We start from the raw sequence: 19,288 nt of genomic DNA on the forward strand, positions 1-19,288 counted from the left end.
GGTCAGGCGGGGCCAAGGACTCCAGCAGCGGGAAACGGGGATTCGGCCCCGGTCGGGGCTCGGGCCCGACGGCCGGCGCTCCCGGATGCGGCCCCGGCTGAGGGCTGACCGGTGAGACCGGAGGCGGCCCCGCCTGACCTCCGTTGCTGATGGGGGCGGCGCGCTCGGTCGTTGGTGACGCCACGACCTGCGGGTGGTCGGCAGGCGGTGCAGGCAGTGTCGCCGGTGCGGCTGCCGCCTGAATGGGGTTGGTCGAGGACGGCGTGGGGTGGTCGATCGGCGTCGCCACCGGACCCGCGCCGCTGTGGACTCCGGGCGCGGTCGACGAGGGCGCGGCGACGGGCACGTCCGTGATCATCGACGACAACGTGGGGCTCGTGGCGACCGCCGGACGTGCCACGTCGTGCGGGACGACATCGCCGATCGACGGCGTCGTCGTGGGATCCGGCGCCGGGCGGGGCAGGTCCACGGCGAGCGGGTGCGGGCCCGCGGCTTGGGGCGCGACGTGCGTGGGTGTCGCGGGAACGGAACCCGCGATCGTGTCGCCGCTCTGGACGATCGGCTCGGCGACCCGCTGGGCCGGGATCGGCCCGACGGGATCGGCGGCGACCGGCGGGTCCAGGCCGACCGGCGACACAGTCAACCCGCTCAGCTGCCCGCCGAGGCGGCGTTGCAGTGCTGAGTCCGTCTGGTTGGTGGCGGACCCGGTGGCGCCGGAGGCAGCCGCGCGCGCCAGATCCTCCAGCGACGGGCCTTGGCCGGTCGCCAGACCGGCAGCGGTCTCGGCGAGCGTCTCCCCGGCCATCTCCCGCCCGAACCGCTCGCCGATCTCCGCGAGCCGCCCGTTGGCGTGCCGGCCCAGCCCGGCCAGCGGCGCGACCGCGCCGCCGGCGAATCCGCCGAGCGCCGACGTGCTCACGTCGCTCAGGTCGAGGCCGTCCCGCCGGCCGGTGGAGTTCTGGTACGCCTGCGTGCCGAGGCTGGTGCCGGCCTCCTGGCCGGCCTCCAGCAACCCGCCGATCGCGGCCCGCCGTGCCAGCGTGCGGACACCGGACTTGGCCACCTCCTTCGCGGCCCGTTCGCCCGCCTCCTTGAGGCCCTGCTTGACCGCCTTGCGGGCGAGCTGGGCCACCAGCCGCTTGAAGATCTGCTGCACCACGACCCGCGTCGCGGTGATCGCGGCGGCCGCCGCCGGAGAGGCGGCGCCCAGGGTGAGCACTGTGGCGACCGCCAGGGACAGCAACTCGATGACCAGGATGCCTAGCTCGATCCAGGCTTCGAGCTTCGCGCCCTCGATGTCGCAGCCGCAGGAGTCGACCAGCCGCGCCAGCTCGTCGGTGGCCGCGACCAGGACGTGCAGCGGTGCGTCCTCGCCTTCGGCGAGCTTGTGCCAGGCCGTGTCGAACGCGCCGGCGACCAGGCCGACTCCCCCGTACCCGCTCTTCACCTCACCGGCGGCGGTGACCGCGTCGTCGCGGGGACGGGTCAGGACGCCTGCCACGCCGTACCACTGGTCGGCCAGATCCCAGACGGTGCGCTCGTTGCCCTCCGGCCATTCGACGCCGACCACCCAGTCGAGCGCCTCGTAGATCCAGCCGGGCAGGTCCCACGGGCAGAAGTCGAGCGGGTGCGGGATCGGGCTGGGCAGCATGCTCACGCGCGGGTCCTCCGGTGGTCAGCGCCGGGGCCGATGGGGGTTGTGCCCTTGCTGCGGGATCTTCCCGAGGTCACGGGCGTTGCTCAGATCTGTCTCCACAGTGGCCGTGACCGACCGGACGACGTCCGACCCGAGCACCTCCAGCGAGCGGCCGAGGAGCTCCCACGCACGCAGCAGCGTCTCGGCGTAACCCTGGTAGTGCTTGTCGAACGCGGCGCCGATGTCGTCCCGGCCCCATGGCCGCTGGGCGCTCGCGGCGGCGATCGGCTCGCCCGTCTCCCGCCGGGCCGCGCTCACCGCCCGCCCTGACAGCGCCAGGTCAGCGCCGCCGCGCCGGGCCCGGTCCGGGTCCAGCCAGATATCTCCCCCGGCCACCTGTCACTCGCCGCGGGCCAGCACGGAGTCGGCCCGGCCGAGCAGCGCGCCGAAGTCATGGGTACGCAGGAACTCGACCGACGGCGAACCCGGAGGCAGGTAGCCGGAGACCAGCTCGCGGGTCGCGGTGGTCGCCGCGGTGGAGGCGCGCAGCACGGTCTCGGTGATCTTCCGGCTCAACGCCCGGGCGTCCCGGTCACGGAACGCGGCCGGGCTCACCTCGACGCTGATCAGCTCGCCCCGTGCGCCGACGACGGCGGTCACCTGGCCGTCGTCGGAGCGTTCGGTGACCCGCAGTTCGGCCAGCTTGGTCTGGAGTTCGTCCAGACCGGACCGCAAGCGCTGGTATTGGCCGTACACCTCGTCGAATCGCGCGCGTAGTGCACGGTTCGCATCCCGGTCCGCACTCTCGGCCACCGTCGCTCCCCTTCCGTCACCGTGGGTAGGGCCGACCATACCGGGTGCCACGAAATCCGTGGGGTCCGGTAATTTCAGGTGGTGATCGAGCGACAGCAGGCCGAGCAGATCGCCTCCGTGTGGGCCCGGCGCGACTCCGACCGCCTCGGTTTTCCGTGCACGCCCGAGGTCGAGGAGTTCGATCTGGGCTACGTGGTGCAGTCCACCGTGTCCACCGAAGCCCGGGCGCTACCCGGCGACCTGCCGACCACTGTCATCGACAAGGAGACCGGCGAGGTGTCCACCTGGCCGCGGATTCCGGCGCCGGCGGTCGAGGCGATGTACCGCCAGCAGCGGCCCGGCGAACCCCGCGCTCCGCGTACCGTCGATCCGGCCGCCCAGTTGCTGCGAGAGCTGACCCGCCTGCCCACACCCGGCGCGGCCGCGCACCTCACGCTCGACGGCCGGCAGCACGTCGCGCAGGGCGCGAAGGGCGACGTCGAGGTGCGTCACCACCCGCTCGTCCAGTCCTATCTGGACGACCTGCCCGCAGGGCATCTGGTACGCGGCGGCGAGCGGCACGCCGAGATGATCGTCGTCTCCGACGCGCTGTACGAGCACGACCACCGCCGGGCCGCCGAGGGCCTACCCCCACTGTCCATCGAGGACGCCCGCGACCTGCTCGGCACCAGCCGGATCGAGGTCTATCGCAGCCGCGAGCCGGGCGACCACCTGGGCGGGCAAGCGGATCTTCCCTGCGACTCGTGCGTCCGGTTCCTGGTGCGGTTCGCGGTGCTGCCGTGGTCCGACCTCGCCTTCGTGGAGGAATGGCGACCGGAGCCGCGCGAGATCATCGATCCTGGGCGCTTCCCGGACGAGGTCGCTCACGCCCTCGTCGACGGCGGCTGGCAGATCAGCATGTTCAACGAGGCGCTCGCGATGGGCGCGATGGCCGAGACCAAGGAGATCGCGGGCCAGCATCACCGGCACGAGGCCTTCCCCGCCGCCGAGGCGGCGCTCACCGCGTTCCCGGCCGTCCTGAGCCGACGGCGCGGGCCCGGGGAGCAGGTCTGGATCAGCCGGTTCACCACCAATCCGCTGCGGGCCGCCCACACCGCCGACTCTCTCGCCGACTTCGCCGCCGTCCTGGGCGCCCGCCTCTTCCCGCTCGGCAGCGAACGTCAGGAGAGCATCCTCGCGGTCGACGAGCACGGCCGGATCTTCGCCCTCGACCAGGCCGGCGAGTGGTTCCTCGGCGCCGACATCGACGCCGCCCTCACCACCCTGCTGCTCGGCCGCGCTCCCGCCCGGGTCCGCGACGACGGCACCTGGTGAGCCGGGGGCGAGTGATCAGAGGGCCACGCCGGTCAGCACTGTGACACGCGGCTCGGTGTAGTCGTCCATCGCGCTGCGCAGCCCTTCGCGCCCGACGCCGGAGCCCTTCATGCCGCCGTACGGCATCTGGTCGGCCCGGTACGACGGCACGTCCCCGACGATCACGCCGCCCACTTCGAGCGTGCGGGCGGCGTCGAACGCCACGTCGAGCCGGTGGGTGAAGACGCCTGCCTGGAGCCCGTACGCGGAGTCGTTGACGGCGGCGAACGCGGCCCGGTCGTCGGCGACGGGGGCGACCACCAGCACCGGCCCGAACACCTCCTCGGCGCACACCTTCGCGTCGGCCGGCGCACCGCTGAGCACGGTGGGCGGGTAGGTCGCGCCGTCGCGTCGGCCGCCGACCTCGATGGTTGCCCCGGCCGCGACCGCATCGTCCACCCAGGTCTCGACGCGCTGCGCCGCCTCGACCGACACCAGCGGGCCGACGTCGGTCAGTTCGGATCGCGGGTCGCCGGTGCGCAGCGCCTGCACCGCCGCGACGAGCCGGGGCAGGAAGCCGTCGTAGAGCCATTCGTGCACGTAGACCCGCTGCACCGCGATGCACGACTGCCCGGCCTGGTAGTTGGAGAACGTGGCGATGCGGTGCGCGGCGAACGTCAGGTCCTCGTCCGCCGCCCAGTCCTCGCAGATCACCGCCGCGGCGTTGCCGCCGAGTTCCAGCGTGACGTGCTTGTCCGGCGCGGCCCGGCGGATGGCCGCGCCGACCGGCCCGGAGCCGGTGAACGAGACCACGGGCAGCCGGGGGTCGGTGACGAGTTCGGCGGCGCGCTCGTTCGGTAGCGGCAGCACCGAGAACATGCCCTCGGGCAGGTCCGTCTCGGTCAGGATCTCGCCGAGCAGCAGCGCGGTGAGCGGTGTCGCCGGGGCCGGCTTGACCACGATCGGGGTGCCGACGGCGAGCGCCGGGGCGACCTTGTGGGCGACCAGGTTGAGCGGGAAGTTGAACGGGGTGATGCCGAGCACCGGCCCGCGCGGCACGCGCCGGATCAGGGCGATCCGCCCGGTGGCGGCGGGGTCGGTGTCGAGCCGTTGCAGTTCGCCGGAGAAGCGGCGGGCCTCCTCGGCGGCCCAGCGGAACGTGGAGATCGCGCGCCCGACTTCGGCCTTCGCCCACTTGACGGGTTTGCCGTTCTCGGCGGTGATCAGCGCGGCGACCTCGTCGGCCCGCTCGGCGAGCCGGCGGGAGACGTGGTCCAGGGCGGCCGCGCGGGCGTGCGCGGGCAGGGCCGCGGCCTCCGCGGCCACCCGGGCGGCGCCCGCGACGGCGGCTTCGACCTGGTCGGCCGTGGCGAGCGTGGTACGCCCCACCGGCTGCCCGTCGTACGGGTGGGTGACTGTCAGCTCGTCCTCGCCGTGGGCGGGGCGACCGGCGACGTAGAAGGCTCTCGGCTCCACGACCGGCAGCCTAGACCACAGGCGCCCACGCGGAAACAGTTGCTCAAACCCTTGTCTGCCTCGGATTTAGTAGCCAAGATGGCAGTCAGATTGCGATAACCTCCGCTGACCCTCTCCCCGGCCACCCTCTCGGAGACTTCTGATGAGCGACCAGCAGCAGCTGCGCAACTTCGTCAACGGCGAGTACGTCGACCCGGTGGACGGCGGCTACGCCGACCTGATCGACCCGTGCACCGGCGACGTCTTCGCCCAGGCCCCGGTCTCCGGCGCGGCGGACGTGGACGCGGCCATGAAGGCCGCCGCCGCCGCGTTCGAGACCTGGCGGGACACCACGCCGGCCGAGCGGCAGCGGGCGCTGCTGAAGTTCGCCGACGCGGTGGAGTCGCGGGCCGCCGAGCTGGTCGACGCGGAGGTCCGCAACACCGGCAAGCCGCGGCAGCTCACCGCCGACGAGGAGCTGCCGCCGGCCGTGGACGAGCTGCGCTTCTTCGCCGGGGCGGCCCGCCTGCTGGAGGGGCGCTCGGCCGGCGAGTACATGGCCGGGCACACCTCGTACGTGCGGCGGGAGCCGATCGGCGTCTGCGCCCAGGTGACCCCCTGGAACTACCCGCTGATGATGGCGGTCTGGAAGATCGCCCCGGCGCTGGCGGCCGGCAACGCGGTGGTGTTGAAGCCGTCGGACACCACGCCGGTGTCGACGCTGCTGCTGGCCGAGATCGCCGCCGAGCACCTGCCGCCGGGCGTGTTCAACGTGCTCTGCGGCGACCGGGACACCGGCCGTACGCTGGTCTCCCACCCGACCCCGCAGCTCGTGTCGATCACCGGCTCGACCCGCGCGGGCATGGAGGTCGCCGCCGCGGCGGCGCCGGACCTGAAGCGGACCCACCTGGAGCTGGGCGGCAAGGCCCCGGTGGTGATCTTCGACGACGCGGATCTGGCGGCGGCGGCCGAGGCGATCGCGATGGGCGGCTACTTCAACGCCGGCCAGGACTGCACGGCGGCGACCCGGGTGCTCACCGGGCCGGGCATCCACGAGGACTTCGTGGCCGCGCTCACCGAGCAGGCCCGCAACACACGCACCGGCGCGCCGGACGACGCCGACGTGCTCTACGGCCCGCTGAACAACGCCAACCAGCTCGCCCGGGTGAGCGGCTTCGTGGACCGCCTGCCGGACCACGCGAACGTCACCACCGGCGGGGCCCGGGTCGGCGAGCGCGGCTTCTTCTACGCCCCGACTGTGGTCTCCGGCGTACGGCAGACCGACGAGATCATCCAGGACGAGGTGTTCGGGCCGGTCATCACCGTGCAGCGTTTCTCCGACGAGGACGAGGCGGTGCGCTGGGCCAACGGTGTGGACTACGGCCTGTCCGCCTCGGTGTGGACGCGCGACCACGGCCGGGCCATGCGGATGACCCGCCGGCTGGACTTCGGCTGCGTCTGGGTGAACACGCACATCCCGTTCGTCTCGGAGATGCCGCACGGCGGCTTCAAGCACTCCGGCCACGGCAAGGACCTGTCGGTCTACAGCCTGGAGGACTACACCCGGGTCAAGCACGTCATGCACAACATCGAAGGCTGATCCCGATGGCCACCAGCGAGGAGTTGCACAAGCGCCGGGTCGAGGCCGTGGCGCGGGGCGTCGGCAGCACGATTCCCGCGTACGTGGACCGGGCGGGCGGCGGCACGATCACCGACGTGGACGGCCGGGAGTGGATCGACTTCGCGGCCGGCATCGCCGTCACCAACGTGGGCAACTCCGCGCCGCGCGTGGTCGAGGCGGTACGCGCGCAGGTCGAACGGTTCACCCACACCTGCTTCATGGTCGCGCCGTACGAGTCGTACGTGGCGGTCTGCGAGCAGCTCAACGCGCTGACCCCGGGTGGTTTCGAGAAGCGCTCGGCGTTGTTCAACTCCGGCGCCGAGGCGGTGGAGAACGCGGTGAAGATCGCCCGGCACGCGACCGGGCGGCCCGCGGTGGTGGTGTTCGACCACGCGTACCACGGCCGGACCAACCTGACCATGGCGCTGACCGCGAAGAACATGCCGTACAAGCACCGGTTCGGGCCGTTCGCCGGTGAGGTCTACCGGGTGCCGATGTCGTACCCGCTGCGCGACGGCGGGCTGGACGGCGCCGCCGCGGCGGCCCGGTCGATCGAGATGATCGAGAAGCAGGTGGGCGCGGAGAACGTGGCCGCGCTGCTGATCGAGCCGATCCAGGGCGAGGGCGGCTTCGTCGTACCCGCCGAAGGGTTCCTGCCGGCGCTGCGTGAGTGGGCGACGGCGGCCGGGGTGGTGTTCGTCGCCGACGAGATCCAGACCGGTTTCTGCCGCACCGGCGACTGGTTCGCCTGCGAGCACGAGGGCGTCGAGCCGGATCTGATCACGCTGGCCAAGGGCATCGCGGGAGGGTTGCCGCTGGCGGCGGTGACCGGCCGGGCGGAGCTGATGGACGCGGTGCACGTCGGCGGCCTCGGCGGCACGTACGGCGGCAACCCGATTGCCTGCGCCGCCGCGCTCGCCGCGATGGAGACGATGCGGGAGCTGGACCTCGCCGCCGCCGCGCGCCGGATCGGCGCGGTGATGGGCGAGCGGCTGCGCGCGATCGCCGCCGGTGACCCGCGCGTGGCCGAGGTACGCGGCCGAGGCGCGATGCTCGCCGTGGAGATCGTGCAGCCCGGCACGCTGACCCCGGACCCGGCCGCCACGGCAGCGGTCTCGGCGGCCTGCCACGCGGCCGGGCTGCTCACGCTGACCTGCGGCACCTACGGCAATGTGCTGCGCTTCCTGCCTCCGCTCGTCATCTCGGACGACGAGCTGGGCCGGGGCCTGGACATCCTGGCGGCCGCCTTCGGCTGACCCCGGACGTGGAACACCATGGGCCCGATCTCCCCCAGGACCGGCCCATGGTGTTCCGCCCGGAGGATCAGCGGATCAGCTCGACGGTGTTGCGCCGGACCAGGTTCTTGCCGGGTTCCCGGATCGCGTCCATGGCGGCGGTGTTGAGCAGCACGCAACTGCCCGACGGCCCGGTGACGGTTACCGTCACCGCCTTGTTGTTGTCCAGGTTCGTCACCCGCAACCGGGTGCCGAGCGGGAACTGGCCGCTGGTGGCGGCCGGCGCCCCGCCCTCGGCGAAGAACGTGAGCGCGCCGGAGCAGACGCTGCCGCCGATCGGCTGCGCCGCGCCCGGGCGGGTCTCACCCGGCTGCGCGCCCGGTGCCGGGGCGTCGGCGCCGTCGAGGCGTTCCACCACGTTGCGGCGGATGACGTTCTTGCCCGGCTCGCGTACCAGGTCCATGGCGGCGGCGTTCAGCAGCACGCAGCTCCCGGACGGCCCGGTCACGGTCACCGTGGCCACCTTGCGGTTGTCCAGGTTCGTCACCCGCAGCCGGGTGCCCACCGGGAACCGGTCGCTGGTCGCGGCCGGTGGCCCGCCCTCGGCCGAGAAGGTCACCGACCCGGCGCAGACCGACCGCGCGGCCGGCGCGGTGTCCGCGAAACCCAGTCCGGTGCCCACCGAGACCGCCACCGTGGCGGTCACCGCCACCGTGGCCGCCAGCACGTGCTTACGCTGCACCCTCACGTTCTCTCCCGTCGTCGCTGTCGTTCGACGCGTGGTACGGACGGGAGAGCCGGACCGTTCACCCGGACCCGTGAACTACAACGGACCGTAGCGGGTGTGTGACACCCCGGTCATCAGCGCCCAGTACCTGTCGCCGTAGGACCAGTGCCACCACTCCGTCGGGTAGTTCACCATCCCCGCGCCGCTCAACGCCGCCACCAGCACGTTCCGGTTGCGCCACGCGCTGACCGGAATGTGTCGTGCGGCGGTGAAGCAGGCGTCGGCGCTCTCCTCCGGGGTGGCGTCGAGCGCGGTACCCATGTCCAGTTCCACCCCGTCGGCATCACACAGGGTGAGGTCGACTGCTCCGCCGGTGCTGTGCGGGGCCACCTCGACCGGCGAGACGAACTTGGTGGTCTCCCGGTGCAGCCGGTCCGCCGGCCAGTCCGGGTGGCGCCGCCGCAGCTCGTCCCGGTAGCCGGTGAAGATGTCCAGCTGCGCCCGGTACGGCCGGTAGCCCTCGACCACGAGCAGGCGCAGCCCGGCCGGCAGCGCGCGCTGCGCTGCCAGCAACCGGTCCGCGACACCGCGCCGCACCCGGGCGTACGCCCCGGCGGGATCGGCGGCCCGCCCGTCCACCCGCAGCCCGGGTACCTCGCGCAGGTCCACCAGGGGTTCACCGTCGTCCCGGCTGGACACCGCTGCCACCCGGGGGTCGGAGAGCAGGATCACGGCGTCCCCCCGGGGTGTGCGGTGGACGGCCGGGCCCCGTGCCGGGTGAAGGCGAGCGCGACGAGCCGGTCCACCACCTCGGGGTACGCGACGCCCGACTCGGCCCACACCTTCGGGTACATCGAGTGCGCGGTGAAGCCGGGCAGCGTGTTCAGCTCGTTGACGAACAGGTCCCCGGTGACCTCGTCGTAGAGGAAGTCGACCCGGGCGAGGCCCCAGCCGCCGATCGCGGTGAACGCCCGCACCGACAGCTCGCGGATCCGCTCGGTGACCTCGCCCGGCAGCGGCGCCGGGACGATCATCGGGTCGGCGTCGCCGAAGTACTTCTGCCGGTAGTCGAACCAGCCGCCCGCGACCCGGACCTCGCCGACCGCCGCCGCCTCCGGCTGCCAGCCGCCGAGCACGCCGCACTCCAGCTCCCGGCCGGTCACGCCCTGCTCGACGAGCACCACGTGGTCGTGCCGGAACGCCTCCTCCACGGCCGCCACCAGGTCGTCGCCGTCGGCGACCCGGGAGATGCCGATCGAGGAGCCCATCCGGGCGGGCTTGACGAACAGCGGCCCGCGCAGCCCGACCACCAGCTTCTCCGGATCGTCCGCGGCCCGCCAGGTCGGTTCGTCGAACCAGACGTACGGCGTGGTCGGCACGCCCTCGGCACGCAGCGCCCGCTTCATCGCCACCTTGTCCATGCCGACGGCGGAGGCGAGGATGCCGCACCCGACGTACGGCACACCGAGCGATTCCAGCAGCCCCTGCACCACGCCGTCCTCGCCGTACGGGCCGTGCAGCACCGGGAACACCACGTCCAGCTCGGCGTGCACGGTGGCCGGGGCGTCGGCCGCGCTGACCGCGACAGTGCCGGCGGCCGTTCCACGCCGCAGCTCCACCGCTTCGCCGGTGACCGGCAGCCGGTCGTCGATCGCCCGTCCGGCCGCCACCGTGCCGAGGTGCTGCGCGAGCACCGGCTCCGGCAGCAGCCGGATCCCGCCGGTACGGGTGATGCCGAGCGCCACCACCCGGTGCCCCTGCTCCGCCAGGGCGCGGGCCACGCCGAGCGCCGAGGCGCAGGAGACCTCGTGTTCCGCCGACGGGCCTCCGAACAGGACACCGATCCGCACTGTCGCCCTCATGCCGCCACTCCCGCCGTCATCCGGTCGCCCGCCAGCCGGGCCACCAGCTCCGCTTCCACGTTTCCGCCGGTCAGCACCACGCCGACCGTCTTTCGCCGCCCACCACCCGAAGGCCGGGGCGCGACCTCGCCCAGCCGCAGCGCGCCGGCCAGCCCGGCCGCGCCGGACGGCTCGACGAGCACCTTCAGCTCCAGCAGGAGCAGCCGGAACGCCTCGACGATCGCGTCGTCGTCGACCCGGACCACCCCCCGCACCGCGTCCCGGGCCACCGCGAACGGCAGGTCGCCGACGCAGCCGGGACGCAGCCCGTCGGCCAGGCTCGGTGCCGGCGCGACGGGCGTGGGGCGTCCGGCGGCCAGGCTGCGCGCCAGCGAGTCGCACCCGACCGGCTCCACGCCGTACACCTCGATCGGGGTTCCGGCCGCGGCCAGGCAGGCGCCGGCGATGCCGCCACCCCCGCCCACCGGCAACACGAGCGCGTCCAGCGGAGTGCCGCGCCGCGCCGCCTCCTCGATCAGTTCCAGGCTCGCGCTGCCCTGCCCGGCCACCACGTCCGGGTGGTCGTACGCGTCGACGAGCGGGTGGCCCTCCACCTCGGCGATCCGCCGGGCGACGGCGAGGCGCTCCTCGACCGTGGTGCCGGCCCGCACCACCCGCGCCCCGGCCGCCCGTGCCCGGTCCACCTTGACCGGCGCGGCGTCCACCGGCAGCACGACAGTGGCGGCGACACCGTGCCGGCGCGCGGCGAGCGCCACCGCGACCGCGTGGTTGCCGGTGCTCTGCGCGACCACGCCGGTGTGCCCGGCGGCGGCGAGCCGGCCCACCGCCAGCATCGCGCCGCGCATCTTGTACGAGCCGCCGTCCTGGAGGTTCTCCGCCTTGAGCAGGATCCGGGCGCCGGCCAGGCGGTCGATCGCCGGGCTGTGCAGCACGGGGGTACGCACCACCCGGCCGGACAGCACGCGGGCGGCCTCCTCGACATGTGTTCGGTCCGGCGGCGCCGGCGCGTCGATTCGGGACATGGTCTCTCCTTCGGGATTCGGGTGGGCGCGGCGGCGCGGCAGGTCGAACAGCCAGCGCGCGCCGAGCGCGGTGAGGCCGCGGTGCGCGGCGAGGCTCAGTGCCAGTACGAGCACGGTGAGCAGGACCGGGTAGACGGTCAGGAGCAGCGCCCGGGCCGGACCGCCCAGCCCGGCCACCGGTGCGGCGAGCAGCCGGTCCAGCAGCGCCAGCACCGGCATGTGGATCACGTAGACGGGAAGCGTGCGGCGGCCTAGCCGGGCCAGTGCCGGACCGGCCAGGCGGTGCCGGGCCAGCCGGGCGGCGGCGGTCAGCCCGAACGCCACCGCGACCACCGAGACGAGCAGGTACACGCCGGGCCACCTCTGCGCACCGGCGGACGCCATGACGGCCAGCCCGATCGCGTACGCGGCACCGGCGCCGGCGAGCCGCCGGGTGCTCGCGCCGTCCGCCCACCGAACCAGGTACGGCCGCAGGTGCACACCGGCCAGGAAGAACACCAGGTTCTGGTAGACCTGTCCCCGGTTGCCGGGACTGTCCAGCAGCCCGGTGGCCGCCACCGCGGACAGCGCGCCCGCGGCCGTCAGCAGCACCGCCGGGTGCACCCGGTTCAGCGCTTTCGCGAGCACGAAGTAGAGCGCCAGCGCGTACAGGTACCACAGGTTCGAGGGCGTCACGGTGAGCTGGGCCAGCAGCTCGCCGGGGCCGGTGGCCCGGTCGGTCGGGAAGTTCGGCGCCAGCGCCAGCAGCGCGGTGTGGATCAGCAGCCAGACCGCGTAGAGGTAGAGGTTCCGGGCGATCCGGGGCCGCCCGGACACCCGCCACGGCCTGGCCACCGCGTTAGCCGCGAAGACGCCGGAGATCGCGAAGAACAACGGCATCCGCAGCGGCAGCAACTGCTCACCGAGCAGTCCCCACGCACCGGGCACCGGCAGGCCGGCCCGCCAGTCGATGCGCAGGTAGTCCTTGACGACGACGTGCCAGAGCACCACGAGCAGGATGCAGGCGCCCTTGGCCACGTCGGCCCAGACCACCCGGCCGTCGGACGGCGCGTTCCCCTCGGTGCGGGTCGGCACGGTGGTCTCCTCTCGGCCGTCTTCGGGGCGGGCGGCGGTGCCGCCCCGGTCCCGTTCTCGGGCAGGTGTCATCGCGGGACGCCGCGACGCGGCTCCCGGAGGTCGTGTGTGAGATGTCAGCCCACGGAGGGCAGGTGGACGTCGACCCGCAGGCCGCCGTCCTCGCCCGGACGCGCGGCGATGACGCCGCCGTGCGCCTGGGTGATGGAGCGGGCGATGGCCAGGCCGAGCCCGGCGCCGCCGCCCTGGTTGGTCCGGTCCCGGGCGAGCCGCCGGAACGGCTCGAACAGCCCGTCGACCGCCTCGGCGGGGACGCTCTGCCCGCTGTTGGTGACCGTCAGCGCGGGGTCACCGCCGACGTTGACGGTGAGCCGGCCGCCCTCGCGGTTGTACTTGATGCCGTTCTCCACCAGGTTCGTGACCAGGCGTTCCAGCAGCACCCGCTCGCCGGTCACGATCCGGGGCGACAGCCGGCTCTCCACAGTCACGCCGGCCTCGGCGGCCCGGTCGGCGTACGCGGCCAGCACGCCGGTGACGATCTGTTCGAGGCGTTGCGGGGTGGAGGACCGCAGGCCCTGGTCGCTCTCGCTGAGCGCGAGCAGCCCTTCGATCAGCCGCTCGTTGCGTTCGTTCGTGGCGAGCAGTTGCGCGGTCAGCAGTTCCAGTTGCTCGCCGGTGAGTGACTGGGCCATGCCGACCTCGATCAGGGTGCGCTGCACCGCGAGCGGCGTACGCAGTTCGTGCGAGGCGTTCGCGGCGAACCGCCGCTGCCCCTCGTATCCGGCGGTGACCCGGTCCAGCATGTCGTCGATCGCGCGGGAGAGCCGGGCCAGCTCGTCCCGGCCGCCACGGCGGATCCGGTAGCCGAGGTTCTGCGGCCCCAGGTTCGCCATCGGGGCGGCCAGGTCGTGCACCGGGCGCAGGCACCAGCGGGCCGCGCCCCACACCGCGAATCCGGCGGCCACCAGCACCAGCAACTCGGTCAGCAGCGGCAGCAGCGGCACGAACGGACGGCCCGGCTCGCACACCGCGCCGATCGTGGCCAGGCCGCAGAACCACTGGGCCTGCCCCCACACCAGTTCGAGCAGTGACTTGACCATGCGGGGCACGAAGAACCCGGCGAGCAGGGCGAGCACCCCGACCAGCAGGATGCGGCGGCGAGGGCTCACTCCGGCTCGCCGATCCGGTAGCCGGCCTTCGGCACGGTGTGGATGACCGACGGCTGGCCGAGCTTCTTGCGCAGGGTCATCACCGTCACCCGGACCGCGTTGGTGAACGGGTCGGCGAACTCGTCCCACGCCTGTTCGAGCAGCTCCTCGGCGCTGACCACCCGGCCGCCGGCCCGCATCAGCACGTGCAGGACGGCGAACTCCTTCGGGCTGAGTCCGAGCGGGCTGCCGTCCCGGGTCGCGGTGTGCCGGGCCACGTCGAGCACGACGCCGTGCCGCTCCAGCACCGGCGGCAGGGCCGGGGTGGAGCGGCGACCCAGCGCCTGGACCCGCGCCACCAGCTCGGCGAACGCGAACGGCTTGGTCAGGTAGTCGTCGGCGCCCAGCCCGAGGCCGGCGACCCGGTCCCGGATGCCGGCGGCCGCGGTGAGCAGCAGCACCCGGGTTCCGGCGTCGGATCCGGCCAGGCTGCGGCACACCTCGTCGCCGGTGGCGCCGGGCATGTCCCGGTCCAGCACCGCCACGTCGTACCGGTTGACCCCGATCCGTTCCAGCGCGCCGTCGCCGTCGTAGCAGACGTCCACAGCCATGGAGAACCGTCGCAACCCCTCCGCGACCGTGTCCGCCAAGAGCCGCTCGTCGTCCGCCACCAGCACCCGCACCGTTCCGCTCCCCCGTGTCTTCCCTCGTCGTCCGGCACACCTTCGCAGGCCGGAGTTAAGGGTTCTGTAAGCGTCCGCAGCAGCCATCCTCCACGCGGGCCACGCTGCGACAACCGGCGTAGGACCGGATGGGCCGTTCGTCCGGTCCTCGGGCGGCGCGAGCACTGCTGAAGTGACCCGGATCACGCATTGGCGCTCAGGCGTGAGGTGGGTCACGATGGGTGGAAGGAGGCGCTGGTGGCTGACCCGTGGCTCGCCCTGGAGTTCGGCGCGGATCCGGCGGAACGGATCGCGCAGGTCGGTGCCGCCCACGAGGCGTTCCTGACCAGGGGCGCCACCGGCGGCGTCCGGGACGTGGTCGCCCGTTCCTGGGAGCGGTCCGCGCTGCTCGACCCGGAGGCCACCGCGCCGGTCGACCTCGCCGACGACGCGCTGGAGACCTACCGCGCCGCGCACCCGCTCACCCGGGTGATGCCGCTGTTCCGCGACCTGCTCGGCGGCATCGCGCAGGACGGCGCGCACCTGATGGCGGTCTGCGACGCCGCCGGCCGGCTGCTCTGGGTGGAGGGCCACCCCGGGGTGCTGCGGCACGCCGAGCGGATGAACTTCGTGCCCGGCGCCCGGTGGGACGAGGCGCACGCCGGCACCAACGCGCCCGGCACCGCCCTCGCCGTCGACCACGGCGTGCAGATCTTCGCCACCGAGCACTTCGTCCGGCCGGTGCAGCGCTGGACCTGCGCCGCCGCGCCGATCCACGACCCGGCCAGCGGCGCGCTGCTCGGCGCCGTCGACATCACCGGCGGGGACCATCTGGCCAACCCGCAGAGCCTCGCCCTGGTCCGGGCCACCGCCCGGGCCGCCGAGGCGTTCCTGGCCGGGGTCGCGCCCGCCGCGCCGGACGTGGCGTACGTGTCGGCCCTCGGGCGCGACGAGGCGGAGCTGCGCGTCGGCGGCCGGCGCATCCGGCTCGGCCGCCGCCACAGTGAGCTGCTGGTGCTGCTGGTCGACCATCCCGAAGGGCGCACCGGAGAACAGCTCGGCCTCGACCTCTACGGCGACGACAGGCGGCACCCGGTCACGCTGCGCGCCGAACTGTCCCGGCTGCGCCGCGTGCTCGGCGAGGAACTGCTCGACTCCCGCCCGTACCGGCTGCGCCCGGCCGTGCGCGCCGACTTCCGTACCGTCACCGAACTGCTCGAACGTGGCGATCCGGCGGCGGCGCTGCGCGCGTACCGTGGGCCCCTGCTGCCCGGGTCGGACGCGCCGGGAGTGGCCCGGCTGCGCCGTCTGGTCGACGGCCAGCTGCGCGCCGCGGTGCTGGCCGGCACCGACCCGGGGCTGCTCGCGGCCTGGACCGCGACTGCGGCCGGGGCCGACGACCTCGCCGCCTGGCAGGCCCTGGCCCGGTCTCTGCCGCCGGGCGCGCCGCGCCGGCCGCTCGCTGCCGCGCGGGCCCGTCAGCTCGCCGAGGAGTACGCGCTGCCGCGCGCAACGTTCCTGCAACGTCGCGGAAACTAGCCTGCCCGCCATCCACCCCAGACGGACGGCGGAGGTACCCATGACGCGCTACGACGCCCCCACCCACTGGCAGTCCCGCTACGACCACTACATCGGCGGCGAGTACGTGAAGCCGCACGGTGGGAAGTACTTCGAGAACCCGACCCCGGTGACCGGGCAGACCTTCTGCGAGGTGGCCCGCGGCACCGCCGAGGACGTGGAGAAGGCGCTGGACGCGGCGCACGGCGCGGCCGACGCGTGGGGCCGCACGTCGGTCGCCGAGCGGTCGCTGATCCTCAACCGGATCGCCGACCGCATGCAGGACAACCTGGAGTCCCTGGCGATCGCCGAGACGTGGGAGAACGGCAAGCCGGTACGCGAGACGCTCGCCGCCGACATCCCGCTCGCGATCGACCACTTCCGCTACTTCGCCGGGGCGATCCGGGCGCAGGAGGGCTCGCTCGGCGAGCTCGACGACGACACCGTCGCATACCACTTCCACGAGCCGCTGGGTGTGGTCGGGCAGATCATCCCGTGGAACTTCCCCATCCTCATGGCGGTGTGGAAGCTCGCCCCGGCGCTCGCCGCCGGCAACGCGGTGGTGCTCAAGCCGGCCGAGCAGACGCCCGCCTCGATCCACTACCTGCTCTCGCTGATCGGCGACCTGCTGCCGCCCGGCGTGCTCAACGTGGTGAACGGCTTCGGCGTCGAGGCGGGCAAGCCGCTCGCCTCATCGCCGCGGGTGGCGAAGGTGGCGTTCACCGGCGAGACCACCACCGGGCGGCTGATCATGCAGTACGCCAGTGAGAACATCAGGCCGGTCACGCTGGAGCTGGGCGGCAAGAGCCCGAACCTCTTCTTCGACGACGTCAGCGCCGCCTCCGACGACTTCCTGGACAAGGCGCTCGAAGGCTTCACCATGTTCGCGCTCAACCAGGGCGAGGTGTGCACCTGCCCGTCGCGGGCGCTCATCCAGCAGGGCCACTACTCCGACTTCCTGGCCGCCGCCGTCGCCCGGACGCAGCAGATCAAGCAGGGGCACCCGCTGGACACCGACACGATGGTCGGCGCGCAGGCCTCCAACGACCAGCTGGAGAAGATCCTGTCCTACCTGGACATCGGGCGGCAGGAGGGCGCTCGCGTCCTGACCGGCGGTGAGCGGGCCGACCTGGGCGGCGAACTGTCCGGCGGCTACTACGTCCAGCCGACCATCTTCGAGGGCGACAACTCGATGCGGATCTTCCAGGAGGAGATCTTCGGTCCGGTGGTGTCCGTGACCTCCTTCGCCGACCTGGACGACGCCGTGAAGATCGCCAACGACACGCTGTACGGGCTCGGCGCCGGCGTGTGGACCCGGGACCTCAACACCGCGTACCGGGCCGGGCGGGCGATCCAGGCCGGCCGGGTGTGGACGAACTGCTACCACGCGTACCCGGCGCACGCCGCGTTCGGCGGCTACAAGCAGTCCGGCATCGGCCGGGAGAACCACAAGATGATGCTGGAGCACTACCAGCAGACCAAGAACCTGCTGGTCAGCTACTCGCCGAAGAAGCTCGGCTTCTTCTGATGGGTGCCCCGGTGACCCTGACCCCCGCGGCGGCCGACCTGATCCGGTCGCTGCGGGGGCAGCACGGCCCACTCATGTTCCACCAGTCCGGCGGCTGCTGTGACGGCAGTGCCCCGATGTGCTACCCGGCCGGTGAGTTCCGCACCGGCGGCTCGGACGTGCTCCTCGCCTCGCTGGCGGTCGACGGGGTGCCCGAGCCGGTGGAGTTCTGGATGTCGAAGGCCCAGTGGGACCTGTGGCAGCACACCCGGCTCACGGTGGACGTGGTGCCCGGCCGGGGCAGCGGCTTCTCCCTGGAGGCCCCGGAGGGCGTCCGCTTCCTCATCCGGTCCCACCTGAACCGCTGATCTGTCCGAGATCTTGCAGCTCGTGGACATCGCGGCGGTGGGATGCTGACGCCGTCCAGTTCGGAGTCCGCGTCCCACCACCGCCCGACAGGAGTCCGCGCATGAATCCGGTCCGACAGCCAGTGCTCGCCGCCGGCCTCACCGCCCTCGCCACCGCCGCCACGCTCGGGCTCGCGCCGGGCGCCGCCGTCGCCGCCCCGGCGGCCTCCCCCCGCATTTCCGTCAACTGGTTCGGCGCAGCCGACGTACGGGCGCACACCGCCACCGTCGGCGGCCGGTTCGACTGCGGCACCGAGCGCGGCCTCGCGTACATCGAGGTGCACCTGGAGCAGCGGACACGGCGCGGCACGGTCACCGGCTTCGGGTTCGGCGTGATCGGCGCGTGCACCGACGAGCGCACCGCCGGCACCTGGACCGCGACCATCCCCGCCGACCGGGGCGCGTTCCGCCCCGGCCCGGCCACCACGATCGCGCGCCTGGTGGTCGAGCCCAACTCCCTCACCGAAACCACCGAACGCGTCCGCCTGCGCCCCCACTGCGCCCGCCCCTGACCGCGTCGGCGGCCTCCGGTCAGGCGATCTGCCGGAGGTCGTCGCCGTAGTCGAAGATGATCCGCAGCCGGGCGCCGAGGGCGTTGGCGTAGCGGCTCAGCGTGGCCACCTCGTTGACGTCGAGGTCGCCGTTCTCGATCTGGCTCACCCGGCCGGGCGTGACCCCCATGATCTCGGCGACCTGCCGCTGGGTGAGCCCCAGCCGCTTGCGCTCCTCCGCCAGGTGGAACGCGCTCACCCACGCGTCGGTCCGGGCGCGCTCCGCCTCGTACGCCTCGTCGTCACCGCCGAGTTCGGCGCGGACCTCGTCCCAGTGATAGAACTCCGTCACGACTCCCCCCTTCGCTCGCGCTCGCTGTCGAGCCAAGCCTTGTAGGCAACCTCCGCCGCCGGGATGTGCTGCCGGTACCAGCGGGTCCAGTTGCCCGCCTTGTTGCCGGCGACCAGGAGGACCGCCTGCGACCAGGGATCGAAGACGAACAGCACCCGGATAGCCACCTCCCGACCGGAGCGGGGCCGCAGCTCCTTCAGATTACGGAGGCTGCTTTCACGCAGCGTGTCCACGAGCGGGCGCCCCAGCCCTGGCCCGACCTCGGCCAGCTTGTCCACCGCCACCCGGACGCTCTCGTACGACGCCGGGTCGTGGTCCCGCAGGTCACGCAGCCAGTGCCGGACCTCTCCGGTCACCCGGACCGACCAGCGCTTCCCGTCCGCACCCATGTCCTGACTATAGCCTGAGCTAAACATGCCGGGCTAC

Annotated in this window: 18 protein-coding genes and 1 pseudogene; 7 read left to right on the plus strand and 12 right to left on the minus strand. The window is 73.3% G+C overall.

The features are described 5' to 3' along the window. The 3 genes and pseudogenes from F8279_RS17440 to F8279_RS17450 form a co-directional block, all read right to left on the minus strand. Nucleotides 1-1,651: pseudogene (locus F8279_RS17440) on the minus strand (hypothetical protein); the annotation flags it as partial. Nucleotides 1,652-1,675: 24 nt separating this feature from the next. Further along, entirely contained in the window at nt 1,676-2,032 is a 357-nt protein-coding gene (locus F8279_RS17445) for a hypothetical protein (RefSeq protein WP_091418675.1), read from the minus strand. A 3-nt stretch (nt 2,033-2,035) separates the two neighbouring features. Next, a complete protein-coding gene (locus F8279_RS17450) occupies nt 2,036-2,449 on the minus strand; it encodes a YbaB/EbfC family nucleoid-associated protein (protein ID WP_151500495.1) in 414 nt (137 codons plus the stop codon). A gap of 81 nt (nt 2,450-2,530) precedes the next feature. Here F8279_RS17450 and F8279_RS17455 point away from each other — a divergent pair, with 81 nt between their 5' ends. Then, nucleotides 2,531-3,763: a YwqJ-related putative deaminase gene (locus F8279_RS17455; RefSeq protein ID WP_225853314.1), complete on the plus strand. Its 1,233-nt coding sequence runs from the start codon at nt 2,531-2,533 to the stop codon at nt 3,761-3,763. Between the two features lie 15 nt (nt 3,764-3,778). Here F8279_RS17455 and F8279_RS17460 read toward each other — a convergent pair whose 3' ends face one another. Next, the gene (locus F8279_RS17460) at nt 3,779-5,218 is read right to left on the minus strand and encodes an aldehyde dehydrogenase family protein (RefSeq protein WP_151500497.1); all 1,440 of its coding nucleotides are present in this window, start codon (nt 5,216-5,218) and stop codon (nt 3,779-3,781) included. 142 nt (nt 5,219-5,360) lie between these two features. Between F8279_RS17460 and F8279_RS17465 the strand changes: the two genes are divergently transcribed. Continuing rightward, nucleotides 5,361-6,797 carry a gamma-aminobutyraldehyde dehydrogenase gene (locus F8279_RS17465; RefSeq protein ID WP_151500498.1) on the plus strand — a complete coding sequence of 479 codons (1,437 nt, stop codon included), beginning with the start codon at nt 5,361-5,363 and terminating at the stop codon, nt 6,795-6,797. Between the two features lie 5 nt (nt 6,798-6,802). After that, nucleotides 6,803-8,074: a 4-aminobutyrate--2-oxoglutarate transaminase gene (gabT, locus tag F8279_RS17470; RefSeq protein WP_225853315.1), complete on the plus strand. Its 1,272-nt coding sequence runs from the start codon at nt 6,803-6,805 to the stop codon at nt 8,072-8,074. A gap of 67 nt (nt 8,075-8,141) precedes the next feature. On the opposite strand, the gene F8279_RS17475 is transcribed toward gabT, so the two are convergent. The 6 genes from F8279_RS17475 to F8279_RS17500 all read right to left on the minus strand — a co-directional run bounded on the left by F8279_RS17475 (nt 8,142) and on the right by F8279_RS17500 (nt 14,569). Further along, entirely contained in the window at nt 8,142-8,801 is a 660-nt protein-coding gene (locus tag F8279_RS17475) for a hypothetical protein (protein ID WP_151500499.1), read from the minus strand. 75 nt (nt 8,802-8,876) lie between these two features. Then, nucleotides 8,877-9,512, minus strand: a complete 636-nt coding sequence (locus tag F8279_RS17480; protein ID WP_091418659.1) for a M15 family metallopeptidase — start codon at nt 9,510-9,512, stop codon at nt 8,877-8,879. After that, nucleotides 9,509-10,642 (minus strand): D-alanine--D-alanine ligase family protein, encoded by a 1,134-nt coding sequence (locus F8279_RS17485; RefSeq protein WP_151500500.1) that lies wholly within the window; start codon nt 10,640-10,642, stop codon nt 9,509-9,511. Before F8279_RS17485 ends, F8279_RS17480 begins: the two co-directional genes overlap by 4 nt. Further along, nucleotides 10,639-12,738, minus strand: coding sequence for a pyridoxal-phosphate dependent enzyme (locus F8279_RS17490; RefSeq protein WP_151500501.1), 2,100 nt, complete (start codon nt 12,736-12,738; stop codon nt 10,639-10,641). The genes F8279_RS17485 and F8279_RS17490 overlap by 4 nt, the downstream gene beginning before the upstream one ends. Nucleotides 12,739-12,854: 116 nt before the next feature. Continuing rightward, complete coding sequence (locus F8279_RS17495) at nt 12,855-13,907, minus strand: HAMP domain-containing sensor histidine kinase (protein WP_151500502.1); 1,053 nt, start codon at nt 13,905-13,907, stop codon at nt 12,855-12,857. After that, complete coding sequence (locus tag F8279_RS17500) at nt 13,904-14,569, minus strand: response regulator transcription factor (protein ID WP_091418650.1); 666 nt, start codon at nt 14,567-14,569, stop codon at nt 13,904-13,906. The genes F8279_RS17495 and F8279_RS17500 overlap by 4 nt, the downstream gene beginning before the upstream one ends. A gap of 237 nt (nt 14,570-14,806) precedes the next feature. On the opposite strand from F8279_RS17500, the gene F8279_RS17505 reads away from it, so the two are divergent. From F8279_RS17505 to F8279_RS17520, 4 genes are all read left to right on the plus strand, one after another. Further along, on the plus strand, nt 14,807-16,087 hold the full coding sequence (locus F8279_RS17505) for a transcriptional regulator (protein WP_151500503.1): 1,281 nt from the start codon (nt 14,807-14,809) through the stop codon (nt 16,085-16,087). Between the two features lie 40 nt (nt 16,088-16,127). Then, nucleotides 16,128-17,633 carry an aldehyde dehydrogenase gene (gene adh / locus F8279_RS17510; RefSeq protein ID WP_091418644.1) on the plus strand — a complete coding sequence of 502 codons (1,506 nt, stop codon included), beginning with the start codon at nt 16,128-16,130 and terminating at the stop codon, nt 17,631-17,633. After that, on the plus strand, nt 17,633-17,980 hold the full coding sequence (locus F8279_RS17515) for a DUF779 domain-containing protein (protein WP_091418641.1): 348 nt from the start codon (nt 17,633-17,635) through the stop codon (nt 17,978-17,980). Before adh ends, F8279_RS17515 begins: the two co-directional genes overlap by 1 nt. 101 nt (nt 17,981-18,081) lie before the next feature. Then, on the plus strand, nt 18,082-18,531 hold the full coding sequence (locus F8279_RS17520) for a hypothetical protein (protein WP_091418638.1): 450 nt from the start codon (nt 18,082-18,084) through the stop codon (nt 18,529-18,531). Between the two features lie 19 nt (nt 18,532-18,550). Here the strand turns inward: F8279_RS17520 and F8279_RS17525 are convergent, their stop codons facing one another. Both F8279_RS17525 and F8279_RS17530 read right to left on the minus strand, forming a co-directional pair. Continuing rightward, nucleotides 18,551-18,862 (minus strand): helix-turn-helix domain-containing protein, encoded by a 312-nt coding sequence (locus F8279_RS17525; protein ID WP_013284175.1) that lies wholly within the window; start codon nt 18,860-18,862, stop codon nt 18,551-18,553. Further along, a complete protein-coding gene (locus F8279_RS17530) occupies nt 18,859-19,251 on the minus strand; it encodes a type II toxin-antitoxin system RelE/ParE family toxin (protein WP_192580716.1) in 393 nt (130 codons plus the stop codon). The genes F8279_RS17525 and F8279_RS17530 overlap by 4 nt, the downstream gene beginning before the upstream one ends. Nucleotides 19,252-19,288 lie beyond the last annotated feature (37 nt).

Source organism: Micromonospora sp. AMSO1212t (genome assembly GCF_008868145.1).
Classification (GTDB): domain Bacteria; phylum Actinomycetota; class Actinomycetes; order Mycobacteriales; family Micromonosporaceae; genus Micromonospora; species Micromonospora tulbaghiae.

What these genes read in the sequence shown, in the direction of transcription:
- adh (WP_091418644.1), top strand. Translation starts at nt 16,128, where the DNA reads ATGACGCGCTACGACGCCCCCACCCACTGGCAGTCCCGCTACGACCAC.
- F8279_RS17485 (WP_151500500.1), bottom strand. Translation starts at nt 10,642, where the DNA reads ATGAGGGCGACAGTGCGGATCGGTGTCCTGTTCGGAGGCCCGTCGGCG.
- gabT (WP_225853315.1), top strand. Translation starts at nt 6,803, where the DNA reads ATGGCCACCAGCGAGGAGTTGCACAAGCGCCGGGTCGAGGCCGTGGCG.
- F8279_RS17515 (WP_091418641.1), top strand. Translation starts at nt 17,633, where the DNA reads ATGGGTGCCCCGGTGACCCTGACCCCCGCGGCGGCCGACCTGATCCGG.
- F8279_RS17520 (WP_091418638.1), top strand. Translation starts at nt 18,082, where the DNA reads ATGAATCCGGTCCGACAGCCAGTGCTCGCCGCCGGCCTCACCGCCCTC.
- F8279_RS17465 (WP_151500498.1), top strand. Translation starts at nt 5,361, where the DNA reads ATGAGCGACCAGCAGCAGCTGCGCAACTTCGTCAACGGCGAGTACGTC.
- F8279_RS17530 (WP_192580716.1), bottom strand. Translation starts at nt 19,251, where the DNA reads ATGGGTGCGGACGGGAAGCGCTGGTCGGTCCGGGTGACCGGAGAGGTC.